The 18,893-nt window shown below is 63.2% G+C and carries 21 protein-coding genes; 6 read left to right on the top strand and 15 right to left on the bottom strand.

Annotation, left to right across the window (positions count from 1 at the left end; all coding sequences use genetic code 11):
- Positions 1-148 precede the first annotated feature (148 nt).
- From CUR21_RS05165 to CUR21_RS05155, 3 genes are all read right to left on the bottom strand, one after another.
- Positions 149-1,681 carry a bifunctional diguanylate cyclase/phosphodiesterase gene (locus CUR21_RS05165; protein WP_100195967.1) on the bottom strand — a complete coding sequence of 511 codons (1,533 nt, stop codon included), beginning with the start codon at positions 1,679-1,681 and terminating at the stop codon, positions 149-151.
- A gap of 68 nt (positions 1,682-1,749) precedes the next feature.
- A complete protein-coding gene (gene ttcA, locus CUR21_RS05160) occupies positions 1,750-2,619 on the bottom strand; it encodes a tRNA 2-thiocytidine(32) synthetase TtcA (RefSeq protein ID WP_100195977.1) in 870 nt (289 codons plus the stop codon).
- Positions 2,620-2,718: 99 nt separating this feature from the next.
- Entirely contained in the window at positions 2,719-3,450 is a 732-nt protein-coding gene (locus CUR21_RS05155; protein ID WP_100195966.1) for an SDR family oxidoreductase, read from the bottom strand.
- A 137-nt stretch (positions 3,451-3,587) separates the two neighbouring features.
- On the opposite strand from CUR21_RS05155, the gene argB reads away from it, so the two are divergent.
- The 6 genes from argB (at position 3,588) to brnA (ending at position 6,626) form a co-directional block, all read left to right on the top strand.
- Entirely contained in the window at positions 3,588-4,466 is an 879-nt protein-coding gene (argB, locus tag CUR21_RS05150; RefSeq protein WP_369802507.1) for an acetylglutamate kinase, read from the top strand.
- 63 nt (positions 4,467-4,529) lie between these two features.
- A complete protein-coding gene (locus CUR21_RS05145; RefSeq protein ID WP_100195964.1) occupies positions 4,530-5,183 on the top strand; it encodes a ferredoxin in 654 nt (217 codons plus the stop codon).
- 25 nt (positions 5,184-5,208) lie between these two features.
- Positions 5,209-5,712 carry a histidine phosphatase family protein gene (locus CUR21_RS05140; RefSeq protein ID WP_100195963.1) on the top strand — a complete coding sequence of 168 codons (504 nt, stop codon included), beginning with the start codon at positions 5,209-5,211 and terminating at the stop codon, positions 5,710-5,712.
- Positions 5,713-5,894: 182 nt separating this feature from the next.
- A complete protein-coding gene (locus CUR21_RS05135) occupies positions 5,895-6,080 on the top strand; it encodes a hypothetical protein (RefSeq protein WP_100195962.1) in 186 nt (61 codons plus the stop codon).
- A gap of 80 nt (positions 6,081-6,160) precedes the next feature.
- Positions 6,161-6,424 carry a BrnT family toxin gene (locus CUR21_RS05130; RefSeq protein ID WP_100195961.1) on the top strand — a complete coding sequence of 88 codons (264 nt, stop codon included), beginning with the start codon at positions 6,161-6,163 and terminating at the stop codon, positions 6,422-6,424.
- The gene (brnA, locus tag CUR21_RS05125; RefSeq protein WP_100195960.1) at positions 6,411-6,626 is read left to right on the top strand and encodes a type II toxin-antitoxin system BrnA family antitoxin; all 216 of its coding nucleotides are present in this window, start codon (positions 6,411-6,413) and stop codon (positions 6,624-6,626) included. The genes CUR21_RS05130 and brnA overlap by 14 nt, the downstream gene beginning before the upstream one ends.
- A 74-nt stretch (positions 6,627-6,700) precedes the next feature.
- Here brnA and CUR21_RS05120 read toward each other — a convergent pair whose 3' ends face one another.
- The 12 genes from CUR21_RS05120 to rpsM all read right to left on the bottom strand — a co-directional run bounded on the left by CUR21_RS05120 (position 6,701) and on the right by rpsM (position 18,792).
- A complete protein-coding gene (locus tag CUR21_RS05120; RefSeq protein ID WP_100195959.1) occupies positions 6,701-7,489 on the bottom strand; it encodes an amino acid ABC transporter ATP-binding protein in 789 nt (262 codons plus the stop codon).
- A 12-nt stretch (positions 7,490-7,501) separates the two neighbouring features.
- Positions 7,502-8,812: an amino acid ABC transporter permease gene (locus CUR21_RS05115; protein WP_100195958.1), complete on the bottom strand. Its 1,311-nt coding sequence runs from the start codon at positions 8,810-8,812 to the stop codon at positions 7,502-7,504.
- Position 8,813: 1 nt separating this feature from the next.
- Complete coding sequence (locus CUR21_RS05110; protein WP_100195957.1) at positions 8,814-10,067, bottom strand: amino acid ABC transporter permease; 1,254 nt, start codon at positions 10,065-10,067, stop codon at positions 8,814-8,816.
- A gap of 136 nt (positions 10,068-10,203) precedes the next feature.
- The gene (locus tag CUR21_RS05105) at positions 10,204-11,229 is read right to left on the bottom strand and encodes an amino acid ABC transporter substrate-binding protein (RefSeq protein ID WP_100195956.1); all 1,026 of its coding nucleotides are present in this window, start codon (positions 11,227-11,229) and stop codon (positions 10,204-10,206) included.
- A 242-nt stretch (positions 11,230-11,471) separates the two neighbouring features.
- Positions 11,472-12,179, bottom strand: a complete 708-nt coding sequence (locus CUR21_RS05100; RefSeq protein WP_100195955.1) for an ATP12 family chaperone protein — start codon at positions 12,177-12,179, stop codon at positions 11,472-11,474.
- Positions 12,176-13,219 carry an RluA family pseudouridine synthase gene (locus CUR21_RS05095; protein WP_100195954.1) on the bottom strand — a complete coding sequence of 348 codons (1,044 nt, stop codon included), beginning with the start codon at positions 13,217-13,219 and terminating at the stop codon, positions 12,176-12,178. Before CUR21_RS05095 ends, CUR21_RS05100 begins: the two co-directional genes overlap by 4 nt.
- A 162-nt stretch (positions 13,220-13,381) precedes the next feature.
- The gene (locus tag CUR21_RS05090; protein ID WP_100195953.1) at positions 13,382-14,695 is read right to left on the bottom strand and encodes a replication-associated recombination protein A; all 1,314 of its coding nucleotides are present in this window, start codon (positions 14,693-14,695) and stop codon (positions 13,382-13,384) included.
- Positions 14,696-14,727: 32 nt separating this feature from the next.
- Complete coding sequence (locus CUR21_RS05085) at positions 14,728-16,113, bottom strand: trypsin-like peptidase domain-containing protein (protein WP_100195952.1); 1,386 nt, start codon at positions 16,111-16,113, stop codon at positions 14,728-14,730.
- Positions 16,114-16,293: 180 nt separating this feature from the next.
- Positions 16,294-16,710, bottom strand: coding sequence for a 50S ribosomal protein L17 (rplQ, locus tag CUR21_RS05080; protein WP_100195951.1), 417 nt, complete (start codon positions 16,708-16,710; stop codon positions 16,294-16,296).
- A 168-nt stretch (positions 16,711-16,878) separates the two neighbouring features.
- Entirely contained in the window at positions 16,879-17,895 is a 1,017-nt protein-coding gene (locus tag CUR21_RS05075; protein WP_100195950.1) for a DNA-directed RNA polymerase subunit alpha, read from the bottom strand.
- Positions 17,896-18,014: 119 nt separating this feature from the next.
- On the bottom strand, positions 18,015-18,410 hold the full coding sequence (gene rpsK / locus CUR21_RS05070; protein ID WP_100195949.1) for a 30S ribosomal protein S11: 396 nt from the start codon (positions 18,408-18,410) through the stop codon (positions 18,015-18,017).
- Between the two features lie 13 nt (positions 18,411-18,423).
- Positions 18,424-18,792, bottom strand: coding sequence for a 30S ribosomal protein S13 (gene rpsM / locus CUR21_RS05065; RefSeq protein WP_100195948.1), 369 nt, complete (start codon positions 18,790-18,792; stop codon positions 18,424-18,426).
- Between the last annotated feature and the right edge of the window lie 101 nt (positions 18,793-18,893).

Here is an 18,893-nt window from a genome sequence, read left to right as displayed (position 1 = left end):
GCGGCAAAGGTCAAGCGGTTTTCCGGTTTTGGGCCCAGTATTGATGACGCAGCTTGGGCAGGAACGCCGGTTTCTGCGCGGATCCTCGCGGCGGCGCCCGGCGCCAAGGCATGCACCGAGGCCGCAGGGTAAGGCCGCCACGCAACGCTCACCCCCGGCCAAATTGGCGCGCCTTCACCCTGTTCTTCTCATGGCGTTCGATCCAGCCAAAGGTTTCTTCCACGGACATGGGGCGGGCGATGCCAAAGCCCTGCACGTGTCTGCACCCCAACTGCGCAACCGTCGCATGCTCACCCGGTGTTTCTATGCCTTCCGCCACGGTTTCCAACCCCAGCGGGTCACACAAGCCCATGATCGCAGCCACCATGCGTTTCTGGGCAGGATCTGTATCGCACCGCTGCACAAAGCATCGGTCCACTTTGATGCGCCGCACGGGAAAGCGGCGGATATTCACAATCGAGGCTTGCCCGGTCCCAAAATCATCAAGGTCAATGCCGCAGCCCAGAGCGGAAATCCGGGTGAGCGTGGCCACGATCACATCCTCGTCAGAGCGTGCGGTGACCGATTCCAGCACTTCCACCGTCAACCGCTCTGGCGCCAGAGAAAAGCGGTCCAGCTCCCATTTGAGCCGATCCGGCAAGCGGGGATCGGCCAGTTCGCTTGCCGAGACGTTGACGGAAACACGGGCAATCTGATGCCCCGCCTTATCCCAGCGAGACAAGGCCGAAAGCGCACCGTAAAGAATGCGTTCCCCCAAACGCCCGGACAGTCCGGCATCATGCACCAGCGGCAGAAACTCAGCCGGAGAGATGAGCCCGCGCTTTGGATGCTGCCACCGGGCCAAAGCCTCGAACCCGGTGATCTCACCGGTGTGGGTGGAGAGTTGCGGTTGAAACCACGGGCGGATCTGGCCTTCATCCAAGGCAAGCTCCAACTCTGCGCGCAAGGCGCTGCGGTCGGCGCGGCGTCCGACCATCTCGGGCTGAAAGGCGCGGATGGCGCCGGGGCCGTTGCGCATCGCCTCATCCCCCGCGGTCCGGGCCGCATCCAGAAGGGCCGCGCCCAAGGGCGCGGGCGCACGGGCCGCCAAACAGAACCCCACCGAAACAGACGGGTGCACCGTCACCTCTGCCACGGCCAAAGGCGCTGTTGCCGCCGCCTGCAGCCGCGCCGAAATCTGCACCGCCTGTTCCAGATCAAGCCTTTGGACCGGGGCCAGACTGACGGCAAAGCCATGGCCCGCCAGCCGCGCCACCACATCGCCCGCCCGCAAGGACAAGCTCAACCGTTCGGCTGTGCGCAGCATGACCTGATCAAGCACCATGCGCCCATGGCGGGCGACCAGCAGGTCGGGCTCATCCAGCATCAGCACAAAGCAGGCCGTGGTGCGCGCATTCATCACCCCCTGATCCAATACCCGGTCCAGATTGGCAACAAAGCGCGCCTCGGTCGCGAAACCTTCAAGACCGGGCGCGACCGCCGGAGGGGCCGCCCGCGGCTTGCCCCGCCCCAGCACGGCCAAAACCAGCGGTGCCGCGACCGCAAGGGTCAACAGCCCCGCCTCTCCTGCCAGCCAATAGGCGGCAAGCGACAAGGCAGGCAGCAGAATCAGCCCATCGGTGCGCGCGATGGACCGCAGGTTCCGCCACCTTGCCGCTGCGCCGACTGCTTTGCCCTGCATGCCGCCCCCGTGGTGCCAAGGGCCGCTTGCCCCCACACAAAGGCTAGCGCGGGCAGGTGAGCGATTGTTTAATCTGCGTCGCGCAAGTGCGGAGGATTTTCCAGATTGCCAGAAACCTGCTGCATCAGCCCGGCAAAATCGAACAGCGCCGGATCGGCCAGATGCGAAGGCCGCACATTCATCAGCGACCGGAACATCACCTGCCGCCGTCCGGGCACCCGCGCCTCCCAGTCATCCAGCAGCTTTTTCACCTGCGCCCGCTGCAAGCCTTCCTGACTGCCGCACAGGTCGCAGGGGATGATCGGGTAATTCATCGCCTGCGCGAAACGCGCGCAATCGGCCTCGGCCACAAAGGCCAAGGGGCGCGCGACAAAGAGATCACCGTCCTCGTTCAGCAGCCGTGGGGGCATGCTTGCCAATCGGCCCCCATGGAACAGGTTCATGAAGAACGTCTCAAGAATATCGTCCCTGTGATGGCCCAGCACCACCGTCGAGCAGCCTTCTTCACGGGCGATGCGATACAGATTGCCCCGCCGCAGCCGTGAACACAAAGAGCACATCGTGCCGCCCGGCTTGATCTTGTCGATCACCACCGAATACGTGTCTTGATACTCGATCCGATGCTCCACCCCCATCCGGTTCAGAAACTCTGGCAGAACCGTGGCGGGAAATCCGGGCTGGCCTTGATCCAGATTGCAGGCCAGAAGATCCACCGGCAGCAAACCGCGCCACTTCAGCTCATGCAAGACCGCCAAAAGGGTATAGCTGTCCTTGCCGCCAGACAGGCAGACCAGCCAGCGGTCACCGGGGCGGGCCATGCCATAGGTGTCAATCGCCTCCCGCGCCTGCTGCACCAGCCGTTTGCGCAGCTTGCGAAACTCCAGCCCCTTGGGGGCACCATGAAACAACGGGTGAATGTCGTCGGCTTCGTCAAGCATGGGGGCCTCCGCTGGGATGCCCGGATATGCGGGCAGCAAGGGGCGCTCGTCAAGCGTTGCCGCTTTCCTCGCTGCGGGTGCTCCGCAGGAAGCGCCCCGTCAGACGTGCTGCGCCCCGTTCACCTCGATCTCGGCCCCGGAAATATAGCTCGACTGGTCCGAGCACAGAAACCAGATCACATCAGCCACTTCCTTGGGCTGGCCCAGCCTTTGCATCGGCAGCTTTTCCACGATCTTGTCCGTTCCGGGCGACAGGATCGCAGTCTCCACCTCCCCCGGCGCAATCGCATTGACCCGCACGCCCAAGGGCCCGAAATCATGCGCCATCTCCCGCGTCAGCGCCGCCAGCGCCGCCTTGGACGTGGCATAGGCCGCGCCTGCAAAGGGATGTACCCGCACCCCGGCGATCGAGGTGACATTGACCACCGACCCCTTGGCCGCCGCCAGTTCTTCGCGCAGGCCGCGCGCCATGATCACCGAGGAGAAGAAATTGACGTGAAACACCTGCCCCCAGGTCCGCAGATCGGTGTCGAGCGTGTTCAACCGCGCCCCATCCGGCCCCTTGGGGCTGATGCCCGCGTTGTTCACCAAGGCATCCAGCCGCCCGTTCACCTTTTGCTTGATCGTCTCGATCGCGGCGATGGTCTTGTTCGGATCGGCCAGATCCAACTGAATGTGATTGTCTTCGCCGCCCGGCCAAGGGCAGCGCGGATCAAACGGCTGGCGCGAACAGGTCAGCACCCGCCAGCCTTCGGCCGAGAACCGCTTGACCGTCGCATGGCCGATCCCGCGGGAAGCCCCGGTGAGAACAATGGTTTTCTGGTCAGGCATGACGCACTCCTTGGCTGCGGCAAACCCTACGCTTACGCTCAGGAAAGGCAAGGCGGGACTGGGTGCTTGGCAGGCCGCCGCAAAGGGGTTACGAACCTGCAACCCCCGGAGGCCCCATGAAACAGCAGACCCTGACCATGCAAGATGCCCTGAACACCGCCAAGATGCTCTCCGAAGCCCTGCCCTATCTGCAACGCTACGCCGACTCGGTTGTGGTGGTGAAGTTCGGCGGCAATGCGATGGGGGATGATGCCGCCATGGCGGAATTTGCCCGCGACATCGTGCTGATGCGTCAGGTGGGTGTGAACCCGGTGGTCGTGCATGGCGGCGGTCCGATGATCAACGACATGCTGAACAAGCTGGGCATCAAATCCGATTTCGTGCGCGGAAAGCGGGTGACCGACAAGGCCACCGTTCAGGTGGTGGAAATGATCCTTTCCGGCCTTGTGAACAAGCGCATCGTGCAAGCCATCATGGATGCAGGCGGCCGTGCGGTCGGCATCTCGGGCAAGGACGATGACCTGATGGTCTGCGAAGCGGATGATCCGGAACTCGGCTTCGTCGGTCGTCCAGTCGAGATGAACGTGCAGGTTCTGCGCGATCTTTACAAGGCCGGGATCATCCCGGTGATCGCGCCCGTCGGCACCGGGATGGCGGATAATGAAACCTTCAATGTCAACGGCGACACCGCCGCCGGGGCCATCGCGGGCGCCTTGCAGGCGGATCGTCTGCTGCTGCTGACCGATGTCGCCGGCGTCAAGAACGCGGCCGGCGAAGTGATGACGCAGATCACCCCCGATGAGATCCGCAAGATGACCGCCGAAGGTGTGATCTCGGGCGGAATGATCCCCAAGACCGAAACCGCGCTGTTGGCCATTGAACAGGGGACGCGGGCGGTGACGATTCTGGATGGCCGCATCCCCAATGCCTGCCTGCTCGAGCTGTTCACCGATCACGGCGCGGGCAGCCAGATCCGCTCGACCGAGCCGCGGGTCAAGCCTCTGGTACGCCGCTGATCAACCCGGCACGCCCGGCCGATCGTGGGATGCCTCCGGCGGGAGTATTTGGGAAAGGTGCAAATGCAAGAGCCCTCCCTTGACCGATTGAGCGCACGGCTTGCCCCGCATTTTCTAAAAGTGCTGGGCGGGTTTGACTGCACGGGGGAGCCGGAGTTCCCGGACTGGGCGCGTTCGGTGGTGTTGCTTGGCCCGCAGGAGCCCGGGTTCTGGGCGCATCTGAAGTGTCAGCCGGAATGGGGCGCTGCCGATCCGGTGGACAGTTGGTCGCGCCGGGTGATCGGGCGGCTGGCCTGTGATCTGGGCGGCAAGGCGCGCTTTCCCTTTGGCGGGCCACCCTATCATCCGTTTTACGCCTGGGCCTTGCGGAGCGGGCAGATCTGGGAAAGCCCGGTCAGGCTTTTGGTGCATCGCAGCCAAGGGTTGCTGGTCAGCCTGCGGGGGGCGTTGATCCTGCGGGAGCGCTTTGACTTCGCCTCGGGGAAACGGCCCTGTGACGGTTGTGCCCGGCCATGCCGCGACGCGTGCCCGGTCGGCGCGCTGACGGAGCAGGGTTATGATCTGGCGGCCTGCCATGGCTATCTGGACACCCCGGAGGGGGCGGAGTGCCTGCAAGGCGGATGCAAGGTTCGCCGCGCTTGCCCGGTGTCGCATGGCTATGCAAGACTTGCCGAACAGTCGGCCTATCACATGGGTCGATTCCACAGGGCGGGGTAACCGCCCGTTGTTTGGGGGGAGTGGAATGAAGCGCCTGATCTTGACGCGGCATGCGAAATCGAGCTGGGATGACCCGCTGACGCCGGACCATGAGCGGCCCCTGAACGAACGGGGGCGTGGGGCGGCGGCGGATCTGGGGCAATGGCTGGCCAGCCGCGGCTATGTGCCGGGTGAGGTGCTGTGCTCGGACAGCTTGCGGACCCGCCAGACATGGGAGCGGATCGCCCCTTCCCTGCCGGGCGCGCCGGTGCTGGCGCTCAAGCCGGCGCTCTATCATGCCGGGCCAGAGGTGATGCTGGCGGTGCTGCGCCATGCCTCGGCCGAGACGGTGATGATGATCGGGCATAACCCCGGCATCGCGGAATTTGCCGGGCGGATCGCGGCGAAGGCGCCCTTGAACCCCGAGTTTGCGCGCTACCCCACCGGGGCCACGCTGGTGGTGGACTTCGCGGTGGAAAGCTGGGCCGAGGTGGATTTCGGGCGCGGGCGGGTGGAGGATTTCATCGTCCCGCGCGAGATCATGGCCTGACCGCGCGCGGCCCTTCCCCCTGTGTTACACAAAGGGAGGGGCCGTAGAATCAAGGGCTTGGCTTTTCAACTTTACGAAATCTTCACGATTTCCCACATGGAGCCCGCAGCAGGGCCGAGCTTGCGGCCCAAGCGTCTTTCGGGCATGACGCAGGATCAGACTCTAGGACAAGGCGACAGGCCATGGATTACGGCAAATCGGGCAACCCGAAACTGAGCAAAGACCAATCGCGCCAGAAAGACCCCAGTGCCCAGCCGGGCAAGGCGTTGAAGGCCAAGGCCCCCACCAAGATCCCCAACAAGCGCCCGAGCAAGGAAGAGCTTTTGGCGCAGATGAAGGCCAAAGCATCGGGCAAGGCTGAGGGCTGAGGTTTGGGCCCCCATCGGCGTCGCTCTGCCTGCGCAGACGGCCTGCTTGAAATTGTATAGTTTCTATACCATATTCACCCATGCCGTTCGAGTTTGATCCTGCCAAAAGTGCTGCAAACCGCGCCAAGCATGGCATTGATTTTGAACAGGCACAGGCGCTGTGGGACGACCCTTGGTTGATCGTCGCCCCGGCGAAAACCCTGGACGAGCCACGCTTTATCGGGATCGGCAGGATCGAGGGCAGGCATTGGGCGGCGATCTGGACGCCACGCGCAGGCGGCCTTCGGATCATATCGGTGCGGCGGGCGCGCAAAGAGGAGATCAGCGTGTATGAAGGCCACTGAATTCGACGCCAAATTCGACGCCGGGGAAGATCTGGGCGACGCGGTGGATTGGTCAAAGGCACGCCGCCCGCAAGATGCGCCCAAACGGGTGAACGTGGATTTTCCGGCATGGGTGGTGGACGCCTTGGACCGGCAAGCCCAACATCTCGGCGTGACCCGGCAATCCCTTATCAAGATGTGGATTGCAGAGCGTCTGAAATAGCCTGCCATCCCATTCCATGGAAAAGGGCCCCCGCAGGGGCCCTTTTCCAATTTGCGTAGTGCCGACCTTTGCGGTCAATGCCCCAGAATCTGCGACAGGAACAGTTTGGTCCGGTCGGATTGCGGGTTCGAGAAGAACTCTTTCGGGGCGTTCTGTTCGACGATCTGGCCTTGGTCCATGAAGATCACCCGGTTTGCCACGGCTTGCGCAAAGCCCATTTCATGGGTGACGCAGAGCATGGTCATCCCCTCTTCGGCCAGCTGGATCATGGTATCCAGCACTTCCTTGATCATCTCGGGGTCCAGCGCCGAGGTGGGTTCGTCAAACAGCATGATGCGTGGCTTCATGCAGAGCGAACGCGCGATGGCCACCCGCTGCTGCTGACCGCCCGACAACTGGCCGGGATATTTGTTCGCCTGTTCCGGGATCTTTACCTTGCGCAGGAAGTGCATGGCGATTTCCTCGGCCTCTTTCTTCGGGGTCTTGCGGACCCAGATCGGGGCGAGCGTGCAGTTTTCCAGAATGGTCAGATGCGGGAAGAGGTTGAAGTGCTGAAACACCATGCCCACTTCGGACCGGACCTTGTCGATGTTTTTCAGGTCCGAGGTCAGTTCGGTGCCGTCGACGATGATCTGGCCTTGCTGGTGTTCCTCCAGCCGGTTGATGCAGCGGATCAGGGTGGATTTGCCGGACCCGGACGGGCCGCAAATGACGATGCGCTCCCCCCGGTTCACGGTCATGTTGATGTCGCGCAGAACGTGAAAGGTGCCATACCATTTGTTCATCTGCGTGATCTGGATGGCAACTTCGTCGCTGACCTTCATCTGGGACGGGTCAATCTGGCGGGCTGTGGCTTCGGACATGTTCCGGCTCCCTTAGCGATGATCGGTTTTCAGCTTGCCTTCGAGATACATCGAGTATCGCGACATGGCGAAGCAGAAGACAAAGAAGATGGTGCCGACAAAGATATACGGCTCCCAATAGATGCCCTTCCAGTCGGTCGAGGCGCGCACGGCATCGGTGATGCCTTTCAGCGGGTCGAGAAGGCCCACGAAAACCACCAGCGTGGTGTCCTTGAACAGGCCGATGAAGGTGGACACGATGCCGGGGATCGAGATTTTCAGCGCCTGCGGCATGATGATGAGCCGCTGCGCCTTCCAATAATCGAGCCCCAGTGCGTCGGCGGCTTCATACTGCCCGCGTGGCAAGGCGGCGAGGCCACCGCGCACCACTTCGGCGATATAGGCGGCGGCAAACAGGACCACCATGATGATGACGCGCAGGATGATGTCGAAATCGGTGCCCGGCGGCAGGAAGTAGTTCAACAGCAACGAGGCCGTGAACAGCAGGGTGATCAGCGGCACGCCCCGGATGAACTCGATGAACCCGACCGAGAGCTTGTTCACGATGAACATGTCGGACTGACGCCCAAGGGCCAGCATCACGCCCAAGGGCAGCGAGAAGGCAATCCCGGTGAAGCCGATGGTGAAGGCCAGCACAAAGCCGCCAAACTCACGCGAGCGCACCGATTGCAGGGCAATGGGCAGGATGGATTGCAGCGCCTCGGCGGCAGGACCGGCAAGGAAGAGCCACCACAGCACCGGCGCCAGCACCGCAGCGATGGTGGCAAGGATGGTGCCGGCGATGGGCTTGACGATCTTGGCGGCGGCATAGCCGATGGCAAAGCCTGCCAGCGCCATGACCGGCACCCAGACCGACCCGCCCCACAAAAGCCAGAAGCCGACCGCCGGGTAGATCAGCGAGAACCACAGCATCTTGCGCGGCAGTTTGTCGAACAGCACCGGGGCCACGGCGACGCACAGGAGCACGAAGGCCAGAACCGGGCGCCAATACAGGTGCGACGGGTAGAAGCCGAACAGGTATTGCGGCCAGCGTTCGCGGATGACCGCCCAGCAGGCCCCGGTGACGCCTTCGCCATAGCGTTCGGCGATGATCTGGCGGCATTCGCTCAGCGAATTCGCGTTCCAGACCGAGCGTGACAGCCAAGGCGCGATGTGGATCACCAGATAGGCCACCGCAGCGATGCCGAGGATGGTGAGGATGGTGTTGAGCACCGACGAGAACAGATTTTCGCGCAGCCATTTCACGGCCCCCGACTCGGTGATCGGCGGGGCCTGTTGCGGCAGCATCTCGGTGCGGACGAAGGTGCTTGTGCTGGTGTTCATCTCAGCGCTCCTTCAGTTTGACGGATTGGTTGTAGACGTTCATGGCACCAGAGATGGTCAGCGAAATGATGAGATAGATCAGCATCAGAAGCAGCATGGCCTCGAGCCCGCGGCCGGTCTGGTTCAGCGTGATGCCGCCCAGCGTGCCACGCAGATCCATGTAGCCGACGGCGATCGCGAGCGAGGAGTTCTTCGTCAGGTTCAGGTATTGCGAGATCAGCGGCGGGATGATGACCCGCATCGCCTGTGGCAGGATGATCAGGTTCATCGTGCGACCGGGGCGCAGGCCAAGGGCAAAGGCGGCCTCGGACTGCCCGCGCGAGATGGCGTTGATGCCGGCGCGCACGATTTCCGCGATGAAGGCGGCGGTGTAGAGCGTCAGCGCGAGCCAGAGCGCCACCAGCGAGTTCGAGACTTGCAGACCGCCGGTGAAGTTGAAGCCTTGCAGGCTGGGGTAATCGAAATGGGTGCCCAGCACAAATTTCAGCACGATGATCGGCCCGAACAGCGCCAGCAGCGATTGCCACCAGGTGGTGGGGCGCAGGCCGGTGGCTTCCTGAATGCGGGTGGCCCGTTTCAGGATCGCGCGGTTGATCAGGAAGCCGCCCACCAGCGCCACGATGATGGCGGTGAGGTCGAGGTTGAGCCAGATCGGCCCCAGTTGCAGCCAGCCCAGCGAGCGGTCGAACACCAGCCACGGAATCGCGGTGTAGCGGTTGGTGAAGGCCACGGTGTCAAACAGCACCATCGAGGCCGCCGGATTTTCGCCGCGAAAGGCGTTGGGGGCCGGAAGCGCTTCGGTGAAGACGGTGTAGATCATCAGGATCCACAGCAAGAGCGGGATGTTGCGGAAGATCTCCACGTAAACCGTCATCAGCCGGGCGATCACCCAGTTGTTCGACAGCCGCAAGACCCCGGCGATCACGCCCAGAATGGTGGCCGCGATACAGCCCAGAAAGGCGATCAGCAGCGTGTTCAGCAGACCCACCAGCGTGGCGCGGGCGTGGCTGCTGTCGTTGGAATACTCCACCAGCGTCTGGTTGATGTCATACCCGGCGCGGTTCCACAGAAAGCCGAAGTCGATGCCCCGCCCCAGTGCGGCAAGATTGCGCAGCAGGTTGTCGATCAGCCAGGCGGCGCCCAGCATGACCAGAAACAGAACGACAATTTGGATGGTGATGGAGCGATAGCGGGTGTCGTAGATGAGCATCCCGAGCCGAAAGCCAGCTTTCGGTTCTTCCGTAACTACGGCCATTTATTTTCCCCTGACCTCCGCGCGCTTTCGGGCTTGTGCCCTTGTTGGTCGGGATCGTGCCCCGGCGCTGCGGAAAACCTTGTTCTCGATTTGGAAGGGGCGCGCCATGTTGGCGCGCCCCGGTCTTGTCAGCCGATCAACGGAACGGCGGGGTGTAGAGCAGACCGCCTTGGGTCCACTGGGCGTTCAGACCACGCGCCAGACCGATCGGGGTCGATTCCCCGATGGTGGCCGCGAAGATCTCGCCATAGTTGCCGCCGGCCTTGATCGCGTTCTTGGCCCATTCCGGGTCCAGACCGATCATCGCGCCGAGGTTGTCCGAGGTGCCCAGCAAGCGCTGCACTTCGGGGTTCTGCGACGAGGTCGCCAGTTCGTCGATGTTGGCCGAGGTGATACCGAATTCTTCGGCAGCGATCAGCGCATTCATCGTCCAGCGGATCACATCGCCCCAAGCGCTGTCACCATGGCGCACGGCCGGCCCAAGCGGTTCTTTGGAGATGATTTCCGGCAGGATCACGTGGTTTTCCGGGTCGGCAAATGCCGCACGGGTGGCCGCGAGACCGGAGGCGTCGGTGGTATAGGCGTCGCAAGCGCCCGCCAGATACTGCTGCTCGCCTTCGGCGTTGGTTTCGATCGGAACCGCCGTATAGGTCATGTTGTTGGCTTTGAAGTAGTCAGCCAAGTTCAATTCCGTGGTGGTGCCGGTTTGGATGCAGATCGTGGCGCCGTTCAGTTCTTTCGCCGAGGACACGCCCAGATCGGTGCGGACCATGAAGCCCTGACCGTCATAGTAGTTCACGCCGACGAAATCCATTTTCAGATCGGTGTCGCGCGAGAAGGTCCAGGTGGTGTTGCGGATCAGAAAGTCGATCTTGCCCGAGGTCAGCTGTTCAAAGCGGTCGGACGAGGTGGTCGGGATATAGACCACCTTCGATGCGTCACCAAAGATCGCGCCAGCAACGGCCTTGCACAGAGCCACGTCGAAGCCCTGCCATGCACCGCTTGCGTCCGGCGCGGCAAAGCCGACCAGACCGGTGTTCACGCCACAGTTCAGTTCACCACGGGCCTTGACGGTTTCCAGCGTCGAGGTGCCCTGCGCCAGAGCCGCGCCTGCAAGCAGGGTGGTCGCCGCGAGGGTGCCGAGGAATACGGATTTGTTCATTCTTACCTCATCCTGAGTTGCCGGCCTTGCGCCGACGTTTTTATGTGCCCCGAGGCCGGTTGATGGGCGGACGGGGGCGAAACTGATGGAGGTGAGCCTCTCCCAGTTCGCCCAGTTTCCTCCGAAGCGGTTTGAAAGGTCAAGCGTGTCGCTGAAAAATGCCTAAAATCTTTGCATTCAAAGGGTTTGGCGGCATGGTTCGGCAGTTTGGCGCGGGACTGCCCGCAATTTGGGCAGGATTGTTACCCGCACAATGCCAAGAATCGCTCCGCCGTCAGCAAAGCGATGCGGCGCTGCGCCTCTTGGGCTGCAGCCTCTTCGTCTTCTCCCCAATGCTCATTTTGCCATGTTTCGTCGATTCGGCTCAAGGCAAAGGCCTCCTCGCCGGTGAGCCGCCCACGCGCCACCGCCAGCCCCAGAATCAGCGAGCCGGTGATGGCCACCAGATCGTGCAAGGCCGCGAGTTCAAAGGCGCTGTGCTCTGCCACCAGCGCGCGCAGCCGCGCAAGGCTGGACTTGGACTGCGGGATCGGGATCACGCCATGGGTGACCGCCAGCCCTGCGCCCAGATCCGCGCGCGCCCAGGCCAGCAAAGGGGCCCAGCCCGCCTCTTGCCGCTCCACCAAAGCCTGCGGCACGGTGGCCCGGTAGCACAAAAGATCCGTGCTGCCGTAATTGGCGATCTCTCCCACCACGCCGTCAAATTGCGGCGCCACCTTGTCGATGGCGGAATTGGCCGCGCGCGTCAGCGGCATGGTCTCGGGCTTGATCACCCCGTGCTGCTGGTCCCATTCCGCCGCAATCGCCTGCGCCATCGCCAGCGTTGGCAGCACCAAGGGCTGCTTGGCCGGGGTTTTCACCGGGCGCGTGTCCAGCAACACGGCAAAGCCACCGGCACAAGGCTCGGCCCGCGCGGCCTCCCAAAAGCGTTTGGCAGCCCAAGTGCTCATCGCAGGCTCTCAAACGGGTCGGCGGGAACGTCGGTTTCGTTCCAGTCGAGCAATTTCCAAGTGCGCGCCATATGCTCGGGCAAGGGCGCGGTGAAGGTCATCATCTCTTTGGTGATCGGGTGCTGCACCGTCAGGCTGCGGGCATGCAGGTGCATCTTTTTCGACATCTCGCCGCCCGCTTGCGCGCCCCAGCCATCGCCCATGTTTTCCTGTGCCGAGCCGCCGTATTTGCCATCCCCGATGATCGGGTGGCCGAGTTCCGCCAGATGCGCGCGCAGCTGATGCGTGCGGCCCGTCACCGGCTCCAGTGCCATCCAGCTCATGCGGGTGCCAAGGAACCAGAGCGTGAAGAAATCGGTATGCGCGCGCTTGGCATCGGGAAAATCGGCCATCTTGGCCGGATGCACGCAGATCATCTTTTCGCCTTCGCCACGCCCGCCGCCCGGAGCCTTCATCAGCCCGTATTTGATCGACCCTTGGCGCGGATGCGGCACACCGGCGACCAGCGCCCAATAGATCTTGCGGGTGTTGCGGTGGCGCAAGGCTTCCGAAAGCGCGCGGGCCACCCGGTCGGTGCGCGCGAGCATCAACAGACCCGAGGTGTCCTTGTCCAGCCGGTGCACCAGCTTGGGCTTGTCCTTGTAGCCGAACTTCAAGGCCTCGGCCAAACCGTCGACATGGCGCTCCCCCTGCCCCGAGCCGCCTTGCGACGGCAGGCCGGGGGGCTTGTTCAGGATGATGATATGCTCATCCTTCCACAGCACGGCGTTCTGGATCATCTTGGCATCGGCAGCGCTGATGCGGCCTTCGGCAGGGCGGCTGGGTGCCTCGGTGTCGGGCAAGGGCGGGACACGGATGGTCTGGCCCGGCGCCACACGGTCGGCCGCCTTGGCGCGGGCGCCATCGACGCGGATCTGGCCGGTGCGGCACATCTTTTCGACATGGCCTTGGGTCAGCTGCGGAAAGCGGCGCTTGAACCACTTATCAAGCCGCTGTGCGCCCTCGTCTTCAGAGACTGTCAGAAGTTTCACGCCACTCATGTCAAAGACCTTGCAGATGGGAGGCCCGCCAGATGTGCGGCAAGCAGGAAAGCAAAGCGTTTCTTTGCGGGTCCGGCGCGGAATTGTCAACGTGCGCGCATCATGCAGGCTTGGCGCGCGCCTTGCCGCTTGCACCTTTCTCAAATACTCCCGCGCGGAGCGCTACCCGCCCTGCCGCTTGGCGCGCAGCTTGGCAAAATAATCGACCCGCTTTTTCAACTCGCGCTCGAACCCGCGTTCGGGCGGCAGATAGAACACCGGGCGCTTCATGCCTTCGGGGAAGTAATCCTGCCCCGAGAACCCGTCCTCGGCATCATGGTCGTAAGAATAACCCGTGCCATAGCCGATCTCTTTCATCATCTTGGTCGGCGCGTTCAGAATGTGGCGCGGCGGCATCTGGCTGCCGGTTTCCCGCGCCGAAGCGCGCGCCGCCTTATAGGCCACATAGACCGCATTCGATTTTGGTGCGAGCGCGAGGTAGACCACCGCATTGGCCAAGGCCAGTTCGCCTTCGGGGCTGCCAAGACGTTCATAGGTGTTCCACGCATCCAGACACACCGCTTGCGCTTGCGGATCGGCAAGGCAGATGTCCTCCACGGCCATGCGCGTCAGGCGGCGGGCCAGAAAGCGCGGGTCCTCGCCGCCTTCCAGCATCCGGGCAAACCAGTATAGCGCGGCATCCGGGTCTGATCCGCGCACCGATTTGTGCAAGGCGCTGATCAGGTTGTAATGTTCTTCCCCCGCCTTGTCGTATTTCGCGGCGCGCCGCATCAGCCGGGTGGCCAGCTGGTCGCGCGAAAGCGGCTTCTCCACCCGCCAGGCCGAGGCCTGTTCGATCAGGTTCAAAAGCGCCCGCCCGTCGCCATCGGCCATGTCCAGCATCGCCTCGCGCGCCTCGCCCGACAGCGGCAGGTTGCGCCCCAGCTCCATCTCGGCGCGCTGCATCAACCGCTCCAGATCGGCCAGACCCAGCCGCTCGAGCACGATCACCTGCGCCCGGCTCAGCAAGGCGGCGTTCAGCTCGAAACTGGGGTTCTCTGTCGTGGCCCCCACCAGAAGGATGGTCCCATCCTCCATATGCGGCAGAAACCCGTCTTGCTGCGCCTTGTTGAAGCGATGGATTTCATCGACAAACAGCAGCGTCCCCTGCCCGTTCTGCCGCCGGATGCGGGCCGCTTCGAACACTTTGCGCAACTCCGGCACGCCGGTGAAAATTGCCGAGATCTGCACGAAGGCCAGATCGGTTTCATCCGCCAGAAGCCGCGCGATGGTGGTCTTGCCCACGCCGGGCGGCCCCCAAAGGATCAGCGATGACAGGCTCCCCGCCGCCAGCATCGCCCCCAGCGGCCCCTCGGGGCCCAGAACATGCGCCTGCCCGATGACATGCGACAAGGATTGCGGGCGCAAACGGTCGGCCAAAGGCCGGGGGCCTTCGGCTTTGGGGCTTGCAGCGGCGGTGTCAAACAGGTCTGCCATCCGCCCAACTTAAGCGCAGAGCGCCCCCGCCGCTAGAGCCGGAAACGCAGGCGCACGATCTGACCGCCGCGGTTGACATCGATCGCCCACCGCCGGGTCTGGTCCCGCGCGGACTCGGCCACATCCGCAGGCACAGCGATGGGGCGCTCGTTGATGGCCAAGAGCACATCGCCGGGGCGCAGGCCCACCTGCGCGGCCAGATCCTGCACCTGCGTCACCGCCACGCCCGCGCTTTCCATCGCCAGCCCCATCTCAGCGATCAGCGCCGGGTTGATCCGTGCCACGCTCAGGCCCCGCAAGGCCACCGGTTCGGTGATGGTCACGGGGTCACGCGGCGGGCTTTCGGGGGCCGCGATCAGCGTCACCTCGGCCGACTGGGGGCCTGCCTCAGTCAGATAGGTGACCGGAACCGTGGCACCGATCCCCAGCGCCGCAAGGCGGAACATCATCTCTTGCGGCGTGTTGGTCGCAGCCCCGCCCACGGAGAGCACCACATCCCCCGCGCTCAGCCCTGCGGCGGCAAAGGGGCTTTCCGGGTGCAGATCGACCAAAAGCACCCCATCGGGCCGGGCAAGTCCCATGGCCGCCGCCAGCCCCGCATCCATCGCCTGCCCTTGCACCCCGGCCCAAGGCCGTTCAAACCGCGCGGCACCCGCCTTGGCCTGCGCCACCACCGTTTCCACCAGATTGGCCGGAATCGCAAAGCCAATGCCATTCGACCCGCCCGACCGGGTCAGGATCGCGGTGTTGATGCCCACCAGCCGCCCTTGCATATCGACCAGCGCCCCGCCCGAATTGCCGGGGTTGATCGCCGCATCGGTCTGGATGAAATAGCCGCGCCCCAATTCCACCGAGCTGCGCGCAAGGCCCGAGACGATGCCAGAGGACACCGTCTGCCCCACCCCGAACGGGTTGCCGATGGCCAGCACCAGATCGCCCACCTCCACCTCATCCGAATTGCGGAACTCCAGCGCAGGCAGATCGGCCGCATCCTGCAAGCGCAGGATCGCCAGATCGCTTTCCTCATCCCCCAAGATCAGCTCGGCGGCATATTCCCGGCGGTCGTTCAGCACGACCCGGATCTCGGTCGCCTGCCCCACCACATGGTAATTCGAAACCACGATGCCTTCCGCCGCCACGATCACACCCGAGCCCAGCGAGTTCTGCACCCGGGGCTGGCTTTGGCCGAAACCATTGAAGAACTGGTCAAAGAACGGGTCCCCCGCAAAGGGCGACAGCCGCTCTTCCACGACGCGGCTGGCATAGATGTTCACCACGGCGGGCGCGGTGGATTTCACCACCGGCGCAAAGCTCAGGCTGATCTCGGCCTGCGAGGCCGGGACGCGCCCGGCGGCGGCATCGGTTTGAGCGGCCAGCGGGCTGGCACAGAACAGGATCAAAGCGGCAAGGCGCAGCATGGACAGGTCCCTTTGATAAGTTTGCCTTGCGATATGGCAAGCCATCCGCCGCTTTCAACCGCCTTCACGCCGCCTCGGGCCACGGGCGGGCCACGGCGGCGGGGCTGCAAAAGCGAAAGGCCCGCCCCCGCTGTGCGGGGACGGGCCTTATGCCTGCCGATGGCGCAAGCGCCAGACAGCTTATTCTGCAGCGTCAGCCGCTTCGGTGCGGGCGTGATCGGCAGCACCTTTGGCGTTCACGTCGCGGTCGACGAATTCGATGATCGCCATCGGCGCCATGTCGCCATAGCGGAAGCCTGCTTTCAGAACGCGCACATAGCCGCCCGCGCGGTCCTTGTAGCGCGGCCCGAGGATTTCGAACAGGCGCGCGGTGTGAATGTCTTGCTTGAGCTGGGCATGGGCCTGACGACGGGCGTGCAGGTCGCCGCGCTTGGCCAGGGTGATCAGCTTTTCGATGATCGGACGCAGTTCCTTGGCCTTCGGCAAGGTGGTCTTGATCTGCTCATGCTCGATGAGCGAACCGGCCATGTTTGCGAACATCGCCTTGCGGTGTTCATGGGTACGGTTCAGTTTGCGGTAGCCGTTAGAGTGACGCATGGAAATCTCCGTATCGCGTGTTTTGCTTTGTCCGGTGCGGCCTACGTGCCGCCGCACTCACCTTGGGGCGTTGGTGCCCATGTTTTCCCCGGACGTCCGGGCATTTGGTGTAGGGTGCGTGCGCGCACGCACCCTACGAAAGCCTTCGGAGCAGCGCGCCCCGTGACCTCAGAACTGGTCTTCGAAGCGCTTGGCCAGATCTTCGATGTTCTCTGGCGGCCAGTCTTCGACTTCCATGCCCAGATGCAGGCCCATGCCCGACAGCACTTCCTTGATTTCGTTCAAGGACTTGCGGCCGAAGTTCGGGGTGCGCAGCATCTCGGCTTCGGTTTTCTGGATCAGATCGCCGATATAGACGATGTTGTCGTTCTTCAGGCAGTTGGCCGAACGGACCGACAGTTCCAGCTCGTCCACCTTCTTGAGCAGCAGCGGGTTGAATTCCAGCCCGGCATCCACTTCGCCCAGCTTGGCCGATTCCGGTTCGTCGAAGTTGACGAAGATCGACAGCTGGTCTTGCAGGATGCGCGCGGCATAGGCCACGGCGTCATCCGGCGTCAGGCTGCCATCCGTCTCCACCTTCATCGTCAGCTTGTCATAGTCCAGCACCTGACCTTCGCGGGTCGGCTGCACTTCGTAGCTGACTTTCTTGACCGGCGAATAGATCGCATCGATCGGAATCAGACCGATCGGCGCATCTTCCGGGCGGTTCTTGTCGGCCGAGACATAGCCTTTGCCGGTGTTGACGGTCAGTTCCATGAACACATCCGCGCCATCATCAAGGTGGCAGATCACGTGTTCGCGGTTCAGGATTTCAATGCCGTTGGTTTCCGAGATATCGGCGGCGGTCACCACGCCCGGCCCTTTGGCCGAGATCGACAGGCGCTTCGGCCCCTCGACGTCCATCTTGATGGACACGCCTTTCAGGTTCAGCACGATATCGGTCACGTCTTCGCGCACGCCAGCCACGCTGGAGAATTCGTGCAGCACGTTGTCGATCTGCACCGAGGTGATCGCTGCACCCTGCAACGACGACATCAGCACGCGGCGCAGGGCGTTGCCCAGCGTCAGACCAAAGCCGCGCTCCAGCGGTTCGGCGATGACGGTGGCCACGCGGCCCGCATCTGCGCCCGGTTTCACAACCAGTTGCGTCGGTTTGATCAGTTCTTGCCAGTTCTTATGGATCATGCTGTCGCCTCCATCCTTGTCCCATTGCCCATGTCCAGCAAGCGGTGGGACGCCCGAGGGTCCGAAAATGCCGAAATCGGGCCGTGCGATGTCGCACGGCCCGACGATAGGAAGATAAATTAGACGCGGCGACGCTTGGGCGGGCGGCAGCCGTTGTGCGCCAGCGGGGTCACGTCGCGGATCGAGGTGATGTTCAGACCAACAGCGGCCAGCGCGCGCAGCGCCGATTCGCGGCCCGAACCCGGACCCTGCACTTCAACCTCGACGGTCTTCATGCCATGGTCCTGTGCCTTGCGGGCGGCATCTTCGGCAGCCATCTGGGCGGCATAGGGCGTCGACTTGCGCGAGCCCTTGAAGCCCATGGTGCCCGAGGACGACCACGAAATGGCGTTGCCCTGAACGTCAGAGATCAGGATCTTGGTGTTATTGAACGAAGAGTTCACGTGAACCACGCCAGCGGCGATGTTCTTGCGCTCTTTTTTCTTGGTGCGGGTCGATTTGGTATCGCGTGCCATAGTGCCCTACCCCTTATTTCTTCTTGCCAGCAATGGCTTTTGCGGGGCCCTTGCGGGTGCGAGCGTTCGTATGCGTGCGCTGACCGCGGACCGGCAGGCCCTTGCGGTGACGCAGGCCACGATAGCAGCCAAGGTCCATCAGGCGCTTGATGTTCATCGAGACTTCGCGGCGCAGGTCACCTTCGACGGTGAAGTTCGCGTCGATGAATTCGCGGATCGCCAGCACTTCGGCATCCGAGAGTTCGTTCACGCGGCGCGCGCGGTCGATGTTGAGCGCAGCACAGACGGTTTCAGCATTGGCGGGGCCAATACCAGTGATGTAGGTCAGGGCGATCGGAACCCGTTTCTGGGTCGGGATGTTAACGCCAGCAATACGTGCCAAACGTGAGTCCTTTTCATGGTTGCGGTTCCGTGGTGCCAGAACCTTTTTTCACAACTCCATCAGGGACCGACCCCGATGATGCTTTTCCCCGAAAATGGGAA

The sequence above is a fragment of the Pseudorhodobacter sp. MZDSW-24AT genome (assembly GCF_002794355.1).
Taxonomy (GTDB): domain Bacteria; phylum Pseudomonadota; class Alphaproteobacteria; order Rhodobacterales; family Rhodobacteraceae; genus Pseudotabrizicola.
The sequence above is the reverse complement of the archived record's forward strand: the minus strand, read 5'-3'. Positions and strand labels throughout refer to the sequence as shown.